Here is a 14,262-nt window from a genome sequence, read left to right as displayed (position 1 = left end):
AAAAAAGCTTCCGAAATCCTTAGCCTTCGATTTCTTTAACCGATACCAGGTGGCTCACTTGATTAACCATGCCGCGAATGGCCGGGTTATCGTTGTGAACGACGGATTGGTTGATCTTGCGAAGACCCAAAGTTTTCACGGTAGTACGTTGGTTCTCCGGACGACCGATCAAACTACGCACGAGGGTAATTTGCAGTTTAGCCATGAGATTCCCTCCTTAACCGAGAAGTTCTTCGACGGTTTTACCGCGCAATTTCGCAACATCCTCAGCGCGTTTCAGACGGGACAAGCCCTCCAAAGTCGCGTTGACCATGTTGATGGAATTCGAAGAACCCAAAGATTTAGTCAAAATGTCGCCTACGCCAGCCAGTTCGAGAACCGCACGAACCGGACCGCCAGCGATAACCCCGGTACCTTCGGATGCCGGTTTCAACAGAACGCGGCCAGCTCCGAAATGCCCGATTACTTGGTGAGGGATCGTAGTGCCCACGAGCGGAACATGGACAAGGTTTTTCTTCGCATCTTCGATGCCTTTGCGGATCGCGTCAGGCACTTCGCCTGCTTTACCGATCCCGGCGCCAACCCAGCCTTTGCCGTCGCCGACAACCACGAGCGCGCTGAAGCTAAAACGACGTCCGCCTTTAACTACTTTAGCTACGCGGTTAATGTTTACAACTCTTTCTGTCAGTTCTAAAGTGTTCGGATCTACACGCAAGTCGTTAACCTCCTTTTAGTGATTATTTTTAGAATTCCAGGCCTGCTTCGCGGGCTGCGTCAGCCAGCGCCTGAATCCGTCCATGGTACAAGTATCCTCCGCGGTCAAATACAATGTTTTTGACCCCTTTTTCTTGAGCGCGTTTCGCGATCAATTCGCCAACTTTGCGAGCGGATTCCACGTTGCCGCCATTGCCGATCGAACTGCTCAGTTCTTTATCGACGGTCGATGCGCTAGCCAGCGTTACGCCTGCTACGTCGTCGATCAGTTGAGCGTAGATATGTTTGGAAGAACGGTATACGTTCAGTCTTGGACGAGCTGCCGTTCCTTGGACTTTTTTACGCACACGCAGATGTCTTTTCAGACGTGCTTTGTTCTTATCACCTTTTGTAATCATGACTTCCATTTCACTCCCTTCGGTTTACCACTATCGGACATTTCGTTTCAAGACGCCAGAAGGATAGGCAGGTTAAGAAGAAACTTATTTCTTCTTACCGGCTTTACCTTCCTTACGAATGATGCGTTCGCCTTCATACTTGATCCCTTTGCCTTTGTATGGCTCAGGTTCGCGGACGGAACGAATTTTAGCAGCGTATTCGCCTACGCGCTCTTTATTGATCCCTTTAACGATGATCTTCGTATTCGAAGGCACTTCAAATTCGATGCCCGCTTCCGGCGTAATTTCCACCGGGTGGGAGTAACCTACGTTCAGGACCAGTTTGTTGCCGGACAAGCTTGCGCGGTAACCGACACCAACCAGCTCGAGCGATTTGGAGAAACCTTCCGTTACCCCGCTGACCATGTTGCTCACAACGGAGCGAGTCGTGCCATGCAGGGAACGATGTAATTTATTATCAGAAGGACGCTCAACGGAAATCACGTTGCCTTCAACCGATACCTTGATGTCCTTGTGAAGCTCACGAGTCAAAGTGCCTTTCGGCCCTTTTACCGTAATGACGCTATTATCAAGTGTGACATCCACACCACTTGGTACTGTAATTGGTTTGCGACCAATACGAGACATTTATTGCACCTCCTTGTTATAAGACGTTAATTACCAAACGTAGCAGACAACTTCGCCGCCGGCTTTGGACTGGCGAGCTTCCTTGTCAGTCATGACACCTTTGGAAGTGGAGATAATCGCGATACCCAAGCCGCCGAGGACACGAGGAATTTCGTTGCTTTTCGTGTACACGCGAAGGCCTGGTTTACTGATTCTCTTAAGTCCAGAGATGACGCGTTCGTTGTTCGGGCCGTATTTCAGGAAAATACGGATGATCCCTTGTTTGTTATCGTCGATATATTCAGCGTCACGGATGAAACCTTCACGCTTCAGGATCTCGGCGATTTGTTTCTTGATCGTGGACGCAGGCAGTTCAACCGTCTCGTGACGCACCGTGTTGGCGTTACGAATACGAGTAAGCATATCTGCAATTGGATCTGACATAGTCATACGTGTAAACCTCCTTCCCGTTGTTGATTAATTACCAGCTTGCTTTTTTCACGCCAGGAATCTGGCCTTTATAAGCTAATTCACGGAAGCAAATTCTGCAAATCTTGTACTTTTGCAATACCGAATGTGGGCGACCACAACGTTCACAACGGGTATAAGCCCGAACTTTGAATTTAGGTGTACGTTGTTGTTTAACTTTCATCGAAGTTTTAGCCACTTAGCCTGACACCTCCTAAATAGTTTCGGAGAAAATGGACTTTTACTTAGCAAACGGCATGCCGAGTTGCGTCAAGAGCTCGCGGGATTCTTCGTCGGTCTTCGCCGTCGTTACGATGACGATATCCATACCACGCACTTTATCCACTTGATCGTACTCGATCTCAGGGAAAATCAGTTGCTCTTTCAGGCCCAGCGTATAGTTGCCGCGACCGTCGAATGCTTTCGTCGATACGCCGTGGAAGTCACGGACGCGCGGAAGCGTTACGTTAAACAGTTTGTCGAGGAAATGGTACATGCGGTCACCGCGAAGGGTTACTTTCACGCCGATCGGCATGTTCTCACGCAGTTTGAAACCGGCGATGGATTTCTTCGCACGGGTGATAACCGGCTTTTGACCAGCGATCAACTGCATATCGTTTACTGCGGAATCAAGTACTTTGGAGTTCGCTACAGCGTCACCAACACCCATGTTGATAACGACTTTCTCGATCTTCGGCACTTGCATTACCGTTGTATAGTTGAATTTTTGAACCAAAGCAGGTGTTACTTCGTTCAAAAAGCGTTCTTTCAATCTTGCTGCCATGAATCATGGACCTCCTTTCTTAACGTTACTGGATTAGTCGATTACTTCTCCGGATCTTTTCGCTACGCGAACTTTCTTGCCGTTGTCCAATACTTTGTAACCGATACGGGTTACTTTTCCGCTCTTCGGATCAACGTGCATTACGTTCGAAACGTGAATCGGAGCTTCTTTCTCGATGATGCCGCCTTGTGGGTTCAGTTGGTTTGGTTTTTGATGTTTCTTAACCATGTTCACGCCTTCCACAAGCACGCGGTTTTCGCGAGGATAAGCGGCGATGACGCGGCCTTTTTTGCCTTTGTCTTTACCGGAAATCACGATCACCGTGTCGTCCTTTTTGACGTGCAGCTTATTGTTATGAGATTCAAGAATCTTCTTCAGTCTAGGCACTTGGTTTACACCTCCTGTTAAATCGGGCTCCCCATTGGCTTACGGGGTGTTCTTAGATAACTTCCGGAGCCAAGGAAACGATCTTCATAAAGTCCTTGTCGCGAAGTTCGCGGGCAACAGGTCCGAAGATACGCGTTCCGCGTGGGCTCTTATCTTCTTTAACAACAACCGCTGCGTTCTCGTCGAATGCAATGTAGGAACCGTCTTTACGACGAACCGAACGTTTCGTACGAACGACAACCGCTCTGACTACATCACCTTTTTTGACAACGCCGCCTGGTGTTGCTTGTTTGACGGAGCAAACGATCAGATCACCGATTTGTGCCGTACGACGACCCGTACCGCCCAATACGCGGATACACATCAGTTCCTTCGCGCCGGAGTTGTCAGCAACCTGCAAACGTGTAAATGGTTGAATCATGGATATTTCCTCCTTTCGGTCTAAGCTACCGTGCTATTAAATGATAACCGCTTCTTCAACGACTTCAACGAGTCTCCAGCGTTTGTCTTTGGACAGCGGGCGAGTTTCGGCGATTTTGACGATGTCGCCGATTTTCGCAGTGTTGTTCTCGTCATGCGCTTTAAATTTCTTCGTGTATTTAATGCGCTTGTGGTACAAATCATGCTTTTTGTAGGTTTCTACAGCAACAACGATCGTTTTGTCCATCTTGTCGCTGACGACTTTACCAATTTGCACTTTACGGCTGTTACGTTCGCTCATGGTTAGCCTCCTTCCTGGACTTAGGCGCTTCGCTTATGCGTTTGGCGCTTCTTAACTGATAATCCCAAGTTCTCTTTCACGGATAACGGTTTTAGCACGAGCTATTTCCTTACGCACATCGCGGATCCGAGTCGGGTTATCGAGTTGGCCGGTAGCCAACTGAAAACGGAGGTTAAAGAGTTCTTCTTTAAAACCTGCGATTTTTTGTTCGATTTCTGCAGTGGTTAAGTTGCGAAGTTCATTAGCTTTCATTTGCTTCACCACCCAATTCTTCACGTTTCACAAACTTCGTTTTGATCGGCAGTTTGTGGGCGGCAAGACGCATAGCTTCGCGTGCAATTTCCTCCGATACGCCGGCAAGCTCAAACATGATTTTGCCCGGCTTCACAACTGCGACCCATTTCTCTACGTTACCTTTACCGCTACCCATCCGGACTTCAAGAGGCTTCTGAGTAATCGGCTTGTCAGGGAAAATTTTAATCCATACTTTACCGCCACGTTTGATGTAACGAGTCATCGCGATACGCGCTGCTTCGATTTGACGGTTCGTAATCCAAGTCGGCTCCAGAGCTTGCAGGCCGTATTCGCCGAAGTTCAATTCGGTGCCGCCTTTTGCTTGGCCTCTCATATTACCGCGTTGTTGCTTGCGGTGTTTTACACGTTTTGGTACCAACATGATTAGTTGCCTCCTTCCTGAACAGCTTGTTGTTTCTTAGCCGTAGGAAGAACCTCTCCACGATAAATCCATACTTTTACGCCGATGCGGCCGTAAGTCGTATGCGCTTCTGCCGTACCGTAATCGATGTCGGCGCGGAGCGTATGAAGTGGAACAGTTCCTTCACTGTAGCCTTCCGTACGAGCGATTTCAGCGCCGCCGAGACGACCGCTGACTGCCGTTTTAATCCCTTTAGCTCCCGAACGCATCGTTCTTTGAATCGCTTGTTTCAGCGCACGACGGAAAGAAACGCGACGTTCCAATTGTTGTGCAATGCTTTCTGCGACCAGAATTGCGTCAAGGTCAGGGTGTTTGATTTCAGAGATGTTGATGTGAACTTTTTTGCCGCCTGCGATTTTCGTAATTTCACCGCGCAGGTTTTCCACTTCCGAACCACCTTTACCGATAACCATACCCGGCTTGGCTGTGTGGATCGTCACGTTCACACGATTCGCCGCTCTCTCGATCTCAATCCGAGATACCGCGGAGTCTTTCAGTTTATTTTTCAGGTGTTCACGAATTTTTACGTCTTCCAGCAAAAGATCACCAAAATCTTTGCCTGCGTACCATTTGGATTCCCAATCACGGATAATCCCTACTCGTAATCCGACCGGATTTACCTTTTGGCCCACACGTTTTCCCTCCTTATTTTTCGGATACCACCAAAGTAATGTGGCTGGTGCGTTTGTTGATCCGGCTAGCACGTCCCATAGCCCGTGGACGGAAACGTTTCATCGTCGGGCCTTGGTTTACGTAGGCTTGCGTAATCACCAATTTATTTACATCCATAGAATAGTTATGTTCAGCATTGGCAATCGCCGAGTTCAAAAGCTTCTCCACGATCGGGGATGCCGCTTTTGGCGTATGGCGCAGAATCGCGATCGCGTCGCCAACTTGCTTACCGCGGATCAGGTCGATAACGAGCTGAGCTTTGCGGGGAGCAATACGAATCGATCTTGCATGTGCTTTAGCTTCCATGTAGTATTACCTCCTCTCAAACGAAGAACTTATCGTGATTAACGTCTCGTTTTCTTATCGTCATCCGTATGACCTTTGTAGGTCCGGGTTGGAGCAAATTCGCCCAGTTTATGTCCGACCATATCCTCGGTTACGTACACCGGTACGTGCTTGCGGCCGTCATAGACACCAAACGTATGACCAATGAATTGCGGATAGATCGTGGAGCGACGGGACCAAGTTTTGATCACAACCTTCTTGTTCGAAGCGCTCGCTTCCTCCACTTTCTTAAGCAGGTAACCGTCGATAAAAGGTCCCTTTTTCAGACTGCGACTCATTCATTTATCCTCCCTTCACAATGCGCTGCAAGTTACGCTCGTTCAAGCCGCGAAGTGATCCGCGAAATGCGGATTACTTCGTGCGACGGCGAACGATATATTTATCAGAAGCTTTGCCTTTTTTACGCGTTTTGTAACCAAGGGTCGGTTTGCCCCAAGGAGACAACGGAGATTTACGGCCGATCGGAGCGCGACCTTCACCACCACCGTGTGGGTGATCGTTCGGGTTCATGACGACACCGCGCACTTCCGGACGTTGTCCGAGCCAGCGGCTGCGTCCCGCTTTACCGATTTTCACGAGCTCATGGTCACCGTTACCTACGGAACCGATCGTCGCGCGGCAAACTTTCAGGACTTTACGAACTTCGCCAGAAGACAGGCGGATCGTTACGTATTTATCCTCTTTACCGAGCAATTGAGCTTCCGTACCCGCAGCACGAACGAGTTGTCCGCCTTTACCAGGCTTCAGTTCGATGTTGTGGATCACGGTACCTACCGGAATGTTCTCCAGCGGCAGCGCGTTACCGATTTTGATATCGGAACCTGCGCCGGATTCGATCACATCGCCCACTTTCAAGCCTTTCGGAGCGATGATGTAGCGTTTTTCGCCATCGGCATAATGGATCAAAGCGATGTTCGAAGTCCGGTTCGGATCGTATTCGATCGTAGCAACGCGGCCTGGAATTCCATCTTTGTTCCGTTTGAAGTCGATGATGCGGTATTTACGTTTATGTCCGCCGCCGTGGTGACGAACAGTGATTTTACCTTGGTTGTTGCGGCCGGCCGTTTTGCTCAGCGGCGCAAGCAAAGATTTCTCCGGCTGATCCGTCGTGATTTCTTCGAAGGTCGATACGCTCATGGCGCGTCTTGCCGGGGATGTCGGTTTGTACTTTTTGATTGGCACGAGATTTCCCTCCTTACTTTAAACGATTTTATACCGATTCAAAGAATTGAAGCGGCTTGCTGTCCGCCGTCAATGTAACAAAAGCTTTCTTCCATTCGGGAGTGTATCCGGAGTAGCGTCCGTAACGTTTCAGCTTCCCGGGAACACGCAGGGTGTTTACGTTCTGCACCTTAACGCCGAAAATCGATTCAACAGCTTGCTTGATTTCGGTTTTGTTGGCACGAAGGTCTACTTCGAAGACATATTTCAGGTCGTTCATGTATTCCGAAGACCGTTCCGTAATCACCGGGCGTTTGATAATATCGCGAGGATCTTTCATTACGCGAGCACCTCCTCTACCTTCTGAACTGCTTCCTTCGTAATGATCAGTTTGTCGTGCGTCAGCACGTCAAGAACATTAATGCCGTCTGCTGCTACGAATTTAACACCTGGGATATTGCGTGCGGAAAGCGCCAGATTGTCGTCATAGCTAGGCGCTACGATCAAAGCTTTGCGTTCCACTTTCAGGTTGTTCAAAATCGCTGCGAATTCTTTCGTTTTAGGAGCGCTCATCGCAAGTGCGTCCAATACGATGATATCCTGATCGATCACTTTCGACGAGAGCGCCGATTTGATCGCCAAACGACGAACTTTCTTAGGCAGTTTGTAGGAATAGCTGCGCGGAGTTGGTCCGAATACCACGCCGCCGCCTTTCCATTGAGGAGCGCGAATGGAGCCTTGACGAGCGCGACCCGTACCTTTTTGTTTCCAAGGCTTACGGCCGCCGCCACGAACTTCGGAGCGTCCTTTAACTTTATGCGTACCGAAACGCAGGGAAGCGCGCTGCATCACTACAGCTTCATGAAGGACATGCGTGTTCGGCTCAATTCCGAATACGGCATCGTTCAATTCCACTTCGCCCACTTGGCTACCGCTAATATTGAAAAGTGCTACTTTTGGCATTTGATGTTCCTCCTTTCTTGAGGGCTAATTATTTCTTAATGGTTTGTTTGATTTTAACGAAGCTGTTTTTAGGACCTGGAATCGAGCCTTTAACAAGCAGTACGTTGCGTTCTGCATCCACGCGCACGATTTCGAGGTTTTGGATCGTTACGGTTTCGCTACCCATATGTCCTGGAAGGTGTTTGCCTTTCGGAACGCGGTTCGCTTGGATGGAACCCATGGAACCTGGTCTGCGATGGTAACGGGAACCGTGAGCCATCGGGCCGCGGCTTTGTCCCCAGCGTTTGATTACGCCTTGGAATCCTTTACCCTTCGAAATACCTGTTACGTCAACAAATTCGCCTTCAGCAAAAATATCAACTTTGACCTCTTGGCCAACCTCGTATCCTGCCAAATCAACACCGCGAATTTCGCGAACGTAGCGCTTAGGCGTTGCGCCTGCTTTCTTCGCATGCCCAACTTCCGGTTTGTTTGCTCTTGCTTCCTTCTTATCGGCATAACCGATTTGAATCGCTTCATAGCCGTCATTCTCCAGATCTTTCTTCTGCAGAACCACGTTAGAGCTTGCCTCAATAACCGTTACGGGAATGACATTCCCCTCCGGAGTAAACACTTGAGTCATTCCAAGTTTTTTCCCTAAGATACCTTTCATGTTGACACCTCTTTTCCTTTCCTGGTTACCTTACAATAGTAGGTATTACAATTTGATTTCGATATCTACACCGGACGGCAGGTCCAAGCGCATCAAGGCATCCACAGTTTGTGGAGTCGGGTTCACGATGTCGATCAGACGCTTGTGCGTCCGTTGTTCGAATTGTTCCCGGGAATCCTTGTACTTGTGTACCGCACGGAGAATAGTAATCACTTGTTTCTCAGTTGGCAGCGGAATCGGCCCGGATACGCCAGCACCCGAACGTTTTGCCGTTTCAACGATTTTCTCTGCGGATTGATCAAGAATTCTGTGGTCGTAAGCTTTCAAACGAATACGAATTTTTTGCTTTGCCATTTTAGTCCCTCCTTCTATCGCCCAATTTAGTATCGGACATACTCCGTGAAAATTTTCTGGCAACCCTCCCATGGCAAAGGGGCCGGGTGTGTCAGTAACCTCTCACATCATCGCAACGTCACAGAACAACATTCACTATTATATAGAAAAGATAGGCGGAATGCAAGCATAAAATCTGAAGTTTTCGTTTTCCAATAAATAAAAGGAGCTGCTCTCCGAAACCGGAGAGCAGCTCCTTCTTTCAGGCTGTAAAGCCTTCTTATTTGCTGATGGAAACAACGGCACCGGATCCAACTGTACGGCCGCCTTCACGAATGGAGAAGCGAGTTCCTTCTTCGATCGCGATCGGGGAGATCAGTTGAACGGTAACTTCGATGTTGTCGCCAGGCATAACCATTTCAGTACCTTCTGGCAGGTTGATGATGCCAGTTACGTCCGTTGTACGGAAGTAGAACTGAGGACGGTAGCCGGAGAAGAACGGCTTATGGCGTCCGCCTTCTTCTTTGGTCAATACGTACACTTGAGCGGTAAACTCAGTGTGCGGATTAACGGAAGCCGGTTTAGCCAATACTTGACCGCGTTCGATTTCTTTACGGTCAACACCGCGGAGCAATGCGCCGATGTTGTCGCCCGCTTGAGCGGAATCGAGCAATTTACGGAACATTTCAACGCCGGTAACGACGGATTTTTTCGTTTCTTCAACGATACCCACGATTTCGATTTCGTCGCCGACTTTAACCGTACCGCGTTCTACACGGCCGGTAGCTACCGTACCGCGGCCAGTGATCGAGAATACGTCCTCGACAGGCATCAGGAACGGTTTGTCGACTGGGCGTTCTGGAAGCGGAATGTACTCGTCGATGACTTCGAACATTTCAACGATTTTTTGAGCCCATTCGCCTTCAGGGTTTTGCAGAGCTTCACGAGCGGAACCGCGAATGATTGGAGTGTCGTCGCCTGGGAACTCATATTCGTTCAGCAGGTCGCGAACTTCCATTTCAACCAGTTCAAGCAACTCATCGTCTTCAACCATGTCGCATTTGTTCAAGAATACGACGATGTAAGGAACGCCTACGTTACGGGACAACAGGATGTGCTCGCGAGTTTGCGGCATTGGGCCGTCAGCTGCGGATACAACCAGGATTGCGCCGTCCATTTGAGCCGCGCCGGTGATCATGTTTTTAACATAGTCGGCGTGCCCTGGGCAGTCAACGTGTGCATAGTGACGGTTGTTGGTTTCGTACTCAACGTGTGCCGTCGAGATTGTGATACCGCGTTCGCGTTCTTCCGGAGCTTTGTCGATTTGATCGAAAGCTACGGCTGCGCCGCCGTATTTTTTGGACAATACAGTCGTAATGGCTGCAGTCAGAGTTGTTTTACCATGGTCGACGTGACCAATCGTACCGATATTAACGTGCGGTTTTGTACGTTCGTATTTAGCCTTTGCCATTTTAAACAGTTCCTCCTTAAAATATGGATTGTTATGTGTGACCGTTCGGAAGAACAAATCCTCCGACCGGTAAATACATTAAATTAGTCTCCGCCTTTGTTCTTGGATACGATTTCTTCGGCGATTGTTTTCGGAACTTCTTCGTAATGAGAAAGTTCCATCGAGAATACGCCGCGTCCTTGCGTACCGGAACGAAGGGTTGTCGAGTAACCGAACATTTCGGAGAGAGGCACTTTCGCACGGATAATCTGCGCACCACCGCGGGAATCCATACCTTCGATACGGCCACGGCGAGAGTTCAGCATACCCATAACGTCACCCATGTACTCCTCAGGCACCGTTACTTCAACTTTCATGATCGGCTCAAGCAGAACCGGTTGACACTTCTCTTTAGCCGCTTTCAGGGCCATAGAGCCGGCGATTTTAAACGCCATTTCACTGGAGTCAACATCATGGTAAGAACCGTCTACGATCGTGGCTTTAACGTCTACAAGCGGGAAGCCTGCGAGTACGCCATTCTTCATAGCTTCTTCAATACCTTGTTGTGCAGGAGCAATGTACTCCCGAGGCACGGAGCCACCGACGATCTTGCTGTCGAATTGGTTGCCTGTACCTGGTTCCAGCGGTTCGAATTCAACCCAGACGTGACCGTATTGACCGCGGCCACCGGACTGACGAACGAATTTACCTTCGACGCGTGCAGGAGCTTTGAACGTTTCACGATAAGCAACTTGTGGTTTACCTACGTTCGTCTCAACTTTGAATTCGCGGCGCATCCGGTCAATGATGATATCAAGGTGAAGCTCACCCATACCCGCAAGGATCGTTTGTCCCGTTTCTTCATCCGTGTGAGCACGAAGCGTTGGGTCTTCCTCCGTCAGTTTACCGAGAGCAACGCCCATTTTGTCTTGGTCGGCTTTCGTCTTAGGTTCAACGGCAATTTCGATAACCGGATCAGGGAAGTTCATCGATTCGAGAATAACCGGAGACTTCTCATCACACAGTGTATCACCCGTGCCGGTATCTTTCAAACCAACGGCAGCCGCGATGTCACCAGCGTAAACTTCGTTGATTTCCTGACGGCTGTTCGCATGCATTTGAAGAATACGGCCGATCCGTTCGCGTTTACCTTTCGTTGCGTTCAGCACGTAGGAACCGGATTGCAAAATACCGGAGTATACGCGGAAGAACGTCAGCTTACCAACGTAAGGGTCCGTCATGATCTTAAATGCAAGCGCCGCGAACGGTTCTTCGTCGGAAGAATGACGTTCCACTTCCGTACCGTCCTCCAAGTGACCTTGGATACTTGGTACGTCAACCGGAGCTGGCAAGTAGTCGATAACGGCGTCCAGCATCAGCTGAACCCCTTTGTTACGGTAGGAAGAGCCGCAGATGACAGGGAAGATTTTTACTTCGCAAACGCCTTTGCGAAGCGCCGCTTTCAGTTCCTCAACGCTGATTTCCTCACCTTCGAGGTATTTCATCGTCAATTCTTCATCCAGCTCGGCAACCTTCTCTACCAACTCCGCACGAAGTTCTTCAACTTGTGCAGTGAATTCCGCAGGGATTTCTACCTCATCGATTTGCTGTCCCAGATCATCTCTGTACATAAACGCTTTTTGAGCGATGATGTCGATAATCCCGACAAAATCGTTTTCCGCACCGATCGGCAATTGGATCGCAACGGCATTCGCTTGCAGACGCTCGCGCATATCTTTGACAACGTTCAGGTAATCGGCACCGATGATATCCATTTTGTTGACATAGGCGATCCGAGGAACGCCATAGCGGTCAGCTTGTCTCCAAACGGTTTCAGACTGCGGCTCAACGCCTTCTTTAGCACTGAACACGCCTACAGCCCCGTCCAATACACGCAGGGAACGTTCGACTTCAACGGTGAAGTCGACGTGTCCCGGGGTATCGATGATATTTACGCGGTGACCTTTCCATTGAGCGGTCGTCGCAGCGGACGTAATCGTGATTCCGCGCTCTTGCTCTTGTTCCATCCAGTCCATCGTAGCAGCACCCTCGTGAACTTCCCCGATTTTGTGCGTACGGCCTGTGTAGAACAAGATCCGTTCCGTCGTGGTTGTCTTACCGGCGTCAATATGCGCCATGATCCCGATATTACGTGTATTTTTCAAGGAGAACTCTCTTGCCATGAATCTGTCTCCCTTCAAAATATAAATTTTGAAATACGGGCGTTATCCTACCAACGGTAGTGCGCGAACGCTTTGTTCGCTTCCGCCATTTTGTGCGTATCTTCGCGTTTCTTCACGGAAGCGCCTGTGTTGTTGGATGCGTCGATGATCTCGGCAGCCAAACGCTCTTCCATCGTTTTCTCACCGCGGTTGCGGGAGTAGTTTACGAGCCAACGTAATCCCAAGGATGTACGTCTCTCTGGTTTAACCTCGATCGGAACCTGGTAGTTTGCACCGCCGACACGGCGAGCTTTAACTTCCAGTACAGGCATGATATTCTTGATCGCTGCTTCAAACACTTCCATAGGGTCGTTCCCCGTGCGCTCTTGAATGATGTTGAACGCATTGTACAGAATGCTTTGAGCAACGCCGCGTTTACCGTCAAGCATGATGCGGTTGATCAAGCGAGTAACCAATTTGCTGTTATACACTGGATCTGGCAACACGTCTCTTTTCGTAACTGGACCTTTGCGTGGCATAGTTTGTTATCCCCCTTTCAACAATAATTCAAACCAAGTAGTAATTCAAAAAGTTGTCTTTCGATCACGAGGCAGGAACAGAGAAGCTTATTCGACATCGAATCTTGAATTCAGCCGGGCCTTCCGTTGCTCACGTAGCTTACAGCTACGTTCCGCTACTCAGTCCCTAGCTTCATCCAACCTTCTCGGTGCTCCAAACCCAACTTTTTGAACCTTCATTGAAATGCTAGTTCACAAAGCCGCCTTCGATCACGAATGATCTTAGGACTTCTTCGCTTTCGGACGTTTCGCGCCGTATTTGGAACGAGCTTGCATCCGGTTGTTAACCCCAGCGGTGTCCAAAGCTCCGCGTACGATATGGTAACGTACACCCGGAAGGTCTTTGACCCGGCCGCCACGAATCAGCACAACGCTGTGCTCTTGCAGGTTGTGACCGATCCCTGGAATGTAAGCCGTCACCTCTACACGGTTCGTCAAACGAACACGGGCATATTTACGAAGTGCGGAGTTCGGTTTCTTCGGAGTCATTGTACCTACACGAGTGCAGACGCCGCGTTTTTGCGGGGAGCTCAGATCCGTAGCCTCGCGTTTCAGAGCGTTGAACCCTCTTTGCAGCGCTGGCGATTTGGATTTGTACACCTTATCTTGGCGTCCCTTACGTACTAATTGGTTAATTGTTGGCATGTTGTTGCCACCCCCTTCCTCAGAATTCAAATCTTTTTACAAACCTCTTGATTAAGCCCACAGACCCAGGCGGTTCATAAAAGAACAAAGGAAATGTTTTTGCCAAGGAGTTCCCCTCATTAGCAAAAACATTTTCGATCAACTATGACTTTACGATCGCAGCCATCGCCGCTCCCACTTCAATCCCGCAAGCCTTGCCGAGATTGGCCATCGTATCCACATAAGTGACCTTGACGGCATGTTGGTTGCATAAGGCGACGATCCTTGACGTAAGACGCGGATCTGCATTCTCAGCAACATAAACTTCCTCGGCCCGTCCAAGTTCGACCATTCGCATGGTTTGTTTGGTGCCGATCTTAACCGGTGCGTCCCGTAGTCCTTTATCATTAGACATGATGACGTCCTCCAAAGCACAGGGTATATCCGTACTCACGCACTATGATATAGTATCACTCCGCTATAGCCGATGTCAAGCAAATTATTCATCGGATTTCGTGGTGAAAAACAG

25 protein-coding genes are annotated in these 14,262 nt (G+C 49.3%); all 25 read right to left on the bottom strand.

Annotated features, from left to right (window positions below; all coding sequences use genetic code 11):
- Window positions 1-19: 19 nt before the first annotated feature.
- The 25 genes from rpmD to MJ257_RS13240 all read right to left on the bottom strand — a co-directional run bounded on the left by rpmD (window position 20) and on the right by MJ257_RS13240 (window position 14,148).
- Window positions 20-205, bottom strand: coding sequence for a 50S ribosomal protein L30 (gene rpmD, locus MJ257_RS13360; protein ID WP_009226656.1), 186 nt, complete (start codon window positions 203-205; stop codon window positions 20-22).
- Window positions 206-217: 12 nt separating this feature from the next.
- Entirely contained in the window at window positions 218-715 is a 498-nt protein-coding gene (gene rpsE / locus MJ257_RS13355) for a 30S ribosomal protein S5 (RefSeq protein WP_009226655.1), read from the bottom strand.
- A 28-nt stretch (window positions 716-743) separates the two neighbouring features.
- Window positions 744-1,112 (bottom strand): 50S ribosomal protein L18, encoded by a 369-nt coding sequence (gene rplR, locus MJ257_RS13350; RefSeq protein ID WP_240269711.1) that lies wholly within the window; start codon window positions 1,110-1,112, stop codon window positions 744-746.
- An 84-nt stretch (window positions 1,113-1,196) separates the two neighbouring features.
- The gene (rplF, locus tag MJ257_RS13345) at window positions 1,197-1,739 is read right to left on the bottom strand and encodes a 50S ribosomal protein L6 (RefSeq protein ID WP_240269710.1); all 543 of its coding nucleotides are present in this window, start codon (window positions 1,737-1,739) and stop codon (window positions 1,197-1,199) included.
- A gap of 30 nt (window positions 1,740-1,769) precedes the next feature.
- Complete coding sequence (gene rpsH / locus MJ257_RS13340) at window positions 1,770-2,168, bottom strand: 30S ribosomal protein S8 (protein ID WP_036619532.1); 399 nt, start codon at window positions 2,166-2,168, stop codon at window positions 1,770-1,772.
- Between the two features lie 31 nt (window positions 2,169-2,199).
- On the bottom strand, window positions 2,200-2,385 hold the full coding sequence (locus tag MJ257_RS13335) for a type Z 30S ribosomal protein S14 (protein WP_009226651.1): 186 nt from the start codon (window positions 2,383-2,385) through the stop codon (window positions 2,200-2,202).
- A gap of 42 nt (window positions 2,386-2,427) precedes the next feature.
- Window positions 2,428-2,970, bottom strand: a complete 543-nt coding sequence (gene rplE / locus MJ257_RS13330) for a 50S ribosomal protein L5 (RefSeq protein WP_068783686.1) — start codon at window positions 2,968-2,970, stop codon at window positions 2,428-2,430.
- 33 nt (window positions 2,971-3,003) lie between these two features.
- Complete coding sequence (rplX, locus tag MJ257_RS13325; protein WP_009226649.1) at window positions 3,004-3,357, bottom strand: 50S ribosomal protein L24; 354 nt, start codon at window positions 3,355-3,357, stop codon at window positions 3,004-3,006.
- Window positions 3,358-3,409: 52 nt separating this feature from the next.
- Window positions 3,410-3,778, bottom strand: a complete 369-nt coding sequence (gene rplN / locus MJ257_RS13320; RefSeq protein WP_009226648.1) for a 50S ribosomal protein L14 — start codon at window positions 3,776-3,778, stop codon at window positions 3,410-3,412.
- Between the two features lie 36 nt (window positions 3,779-3,814).
- Entirely contained in the window at window positions 3,815-4,078 is a 264-nt protein-coding gene (gene rpsQ, locus MJ257_RS13315; protein ID WP_009226647.1) for a 30S ribosomal protein S17, read from the bottom strand.
- A gap of 51 nt (window positions 4,079-4,129) precedes the next feature.
- Window positions 4,130-4,330, bottom strand: coding sequence for a 50S ribosomal protein L29 (rpmC, locus tag MJ257_RS13310; RefSeq protein WP_018753986.1), 201 nt, complete (start codon window positions 4,328-4,330; stop codon window positions 4,130-4,132).
- A complete protein-coding gene (gene rplP, locus MJ257_RS13305; protein WP_059040326.1) occupies window positions 4,320-4,754 on the bottom strand; it encodes a 50S ribosomal protein L16 in 435 nt (144 codons plus the stop codon). The genes rpmC and rplP overlap by 11 nt, the downstream gene beginning before the upstream one ends.
- A gap of 2 nt (window positions 4,755-4,756) precedes the next feature.
- Window positions 4,757-5,425, bottom strand: coding sequence for a 30S ribosomal protein S3 (rpsC, locus tag MJ257_RS13300; RefSeq protein WP_240269709.1), 669 nt, complete (start codon window positions 5,423-5,425; stop codon window positions 4,757-4,759).
- Between the two features lie 13 nt (window positions 5,426-5,438).
- Window positions 5,439-5,771 carry a 50S ribosomal protein L22 gene (gene rplV / locus MJ257_RS13295; protein WP_059040325.1) on the bottom strand — a complete coding sequence of 111 codons (333 nt, stop codon included), beginning with the start codon at window positions 5,769-5,771 and terminating at the stop codon, window positions 5,439-5,441.
- 38 nt (window positions 5,772-5,809) lie between these two features.
- On the bottom strand, window positions 5,810-6,088 hold the full coding sequence (gene rpsS, locus MJ257_RS13290) for a 30S ribosomal protein S19 (RefSeq protein ID WP_059040324.1): 279 nt from the start codon (window positions 6,086-6,088) through the stop codon (window positions 5,810-5,812).
- A 73-nt stretch (window positions 6,089-6,161) separates the two neighbouring features.
- Entirely contained in the window at window positions 6,162-6,992 is an 831-nt protein-coding gene (gene rplB, locus MJ257_RS13285) for a 50S ribosomal protein L2 (RefSeq protein ID WP_240269708.1), read from the bottom strand.
- A gap of 28 nt (window positions 6,993-7,020) precedes the next feature.
- Window positions 7,021-7,311 carry a 50S ribosomal protein L23 gene (rplW, locus tag MJ257_RS13280; protein WP_240269707.1) on the bottom strand — a complete coding sequence of 97 codons (291 nt, stop codon included), beginning with the start codon at window positions 7,309-7,311 and terminating at the stop codon, window positions 7,021-7,023.
- Entirely contained in the window at window positions 7,311-7,934 is a 624-nt protein-coding gene (gene rplD / locus MJ257_RS13275; RefSeq protein ID WP_240269706.1) for a 50S ribosomal protein L4, read from the bottom strand. Before rplD ends, rplW begins: the two co-directional genes overlap by 1 nt.
- Window positions 7,935-7,962: 28 nt before the next feature.
- A complete protein-coding gene (gene rplC / locus MJ257_RS13270; RefSeq protein WP_068783690.1) occupies window positions 7,963-8,586 on the bottom strand; it encodes a 50S ribosomal protein L3 in 624 nt (207 codons plus the stop codon).
- Window positions 8,587-8,631: 45 nt separating this feature from the next.
- Entirely contained in the window at window positions 8,632-8,940 is a 309-nt protein-coding gene (gene rpsJ, locus MJ257_RS13265; protein WP_009226637.1) for a 30S ribosomal protein S10, read from the bottom strand.
- Window positions 8,941-9,199: 259 nt separating this feature from the next.
- Entirely contained in the window at window positions 9,200-10,390 is a 1,191-nt protein-coding gene (tuf, locus tag MJ257_RS13260) for an elongation factor Tu (RefSeq protein WP_240269705.1), read from the bottom strand.
- 83 nt (window positions 10,391-10,473) lie between these two features.
- The gene (fusA, locus tag MJ257_RS13255; RefSeq protein ID WP_240269704.1) at window positions 10,474-12,552 is read right to left on the bottom strand and encodes an elongation factor G; all 2,079 of its coding nucleotides are present in this window, start codon (window positions 12,550-12,552) and stop codon (window positions 10,474-10,476) included.
- A 47-nt stretch (window positions 12,553-12,599) separates the two neighbouring features.
- A complete protein-coding gene (rpsG, locus tag MJ257_RS13250) occupies window positions 12,600-13,070 on the bottom strand; it encodes a 30S ribosomal protein S7 (protein ID WP_046680956.1) in 471 nt (156 codons plus the stop codon).
- A 261-nt stretch (window positions 13,071-13,331) separates the two neighbouring features.
- The gene (gene rpsL, locus MJ257_RS13245) at window positions 13,332-13,754 is read right to left on the bottom strand and encodes a 30S ribosomal protein S12 (protein WP_018753998.1); all 423 of its coding nucleotides are present in this window, start codon (window positions 13,752-13,754) and stop codon (window positions 13,332-13,334) included.
- A 142-nt stretch (window positions 13,755-13,896) separates the two neighbouring features.
- Window positions 13,897-14,148 (bottom strand): ribosomal L7Ae/L30e/S12e/Gadd45 family protein, encoded by a 252-nt coding sequence (locus tag MJ257_RS13240; protein WP_240269703.1) that lies wholly within the window; start codon window positions 14,146-14,148, stop codon window positions 13,897-13,899.
- Window positions 14,149-14,262: the final 114 nt, after the last annotated feature.

Origin of the sequence: Paenibacillus timonensis (assembly GCF_022427145.1) — a bacterium.
GTDB lineage: Bacteria > Bacillota > Bacilli > Paenibacillales > Paenibacillaceae > Fontibacillus > Fontibacillus timonensis.
The sequence above is the reverse complement of the archived record's forward strand: the minus strand, read 5'-3'. Positions and strand labels throughout refer to the sequence as shown.

Bases quoted from the DNA above. Each gene is read 5' to 3' on its own strand.
- rpmC (WP_018753986.1), bottom strand. From the start codon at position 4,330: ATGAAAGCTAATGAACTTCGCAACTTAACCACTGCAGAAATCGAACAA.
- rplN (WP_009226648.1), bottom strand. From the start codon at position 3,778: ATGATTCAACCATTTACACGTTTGCAGGTTGCTGACAACTCCGGCGCG.
- rplW (WP_240269707.1), bottom strand. From the start codon at position 7,311: ATGAAAGATCCTCGCGATATTATCAAACGCCCGGTGATTACGGAACGG.
- rplP (WP_059040326.1), bottom strand. From the start codon at position 4,754: ATGTTGGTACCAAAACGTGTAAAACACCGCAAGCAACAACGCGGTAAT.
- rplV (WP_059040325.1), bottom strand. From the start codon at position 5,771: ATGGAAGCTAAAGCACATGCAAGATCGATTCGTATTGCTCCCCGCAAA.
- rpmD (WP_009226656.1), bottom strand. From the start codon at position 205: ATGGCTAAACTGCAAATTACCCTCGTGCGTAGTTTGATCGGTCGTCCG.
- rpsS (WP_059040324.1), bottom strand. From the start codon at position 6,088: ATGAGTCGCAGTCTGAAAAAGGGACCTTTTATCGACGGTTACCTGCTT.
- MJ257_RS13240 (WP_240269703.1), bottom strand. From the start codon at position 14,148: ATGTCTAATGATAAAGGACTACGGGACGCACCGGTTAAGATCGGCACC.
- rplR (WP_240269711.1), bottom strand. From the start codon at position 1,112: ATGATTACAAAAGGTGATAAGAACAAAGCACGTCTGAAAAGACATCTG.
- rpsJ (WP_009226637.1), bottom strand. From the start codon at position 8,940: ATGGCAAAGCAAAAAATTCGTATTCGTTTGAAAGCTTACGACCACAGA.
- tuf (WP_240269705.1), bottom strand. From the start codon at position 10,390: ATGGCAAAGGCTAAATACGAACGTACAAAACCGCACGTTAATATCGGT.
- rplF (WP_240269710.1), bottom strand. From the start codon at position 1,739: ATGTCTCGTATTGGTCGCAAACCAATTACAGTACCAAGTGGTGTGGAT.
- rpsH (WP_036619532.1), bottom strand. From the start codon at position 2,168: ATGACTATGTCAGATCCAATTGCAGATATGCTTACTCGTATTCGTAAC.
- fusA (WP_240269704.1), bottom strand. From the start codon at position 12,552: ATGGCAAGAGAGTTCTCCTTGAAAAATACACGTAATATCGGGATCATG.
- rpsL (WP_018753998.1), bottom strand. From the start codon at position 13,754: ATGCCAACAATTAACCAATTAGTACGTAAGGGACGCCAAGATAAGGTG.
- rplC (WP_068783690.1), bottom strand. From the start codon at position 8,586: ATGAAAGGTATCTTAGGGAAAAAACTTGGAATGACTCAAGTGTTTACT.
- rplE (WP_068783686.1), bottom strand. From the start codon at position 2,970: ATGGCAGCAAGATTGAAAGAACGCTTTTTGAACGAAGTAACACCTGCT.
- rplD (WP_240269706.1), bottom strand. From the start codon at position 7,934: ATGCCAAAAGTAGCACTTTTCAATATTAGCGGTAGCCAAGTGGGCGAA.
- rpsG (WP_046680956.1), bottom strand. From the start codon at position 13,070: ATGCCACGCAAAGGTCCAGTTACGAAAAGAGACGTGTTGCCAGATCCA.
- rpsQ (WP_009226647.1), bottom strand. From the start codon at position 4,078: ATGAGCGAACGTAACAGCCGTAAAGTGCAAATTGGTAAAGTCGTCAGC.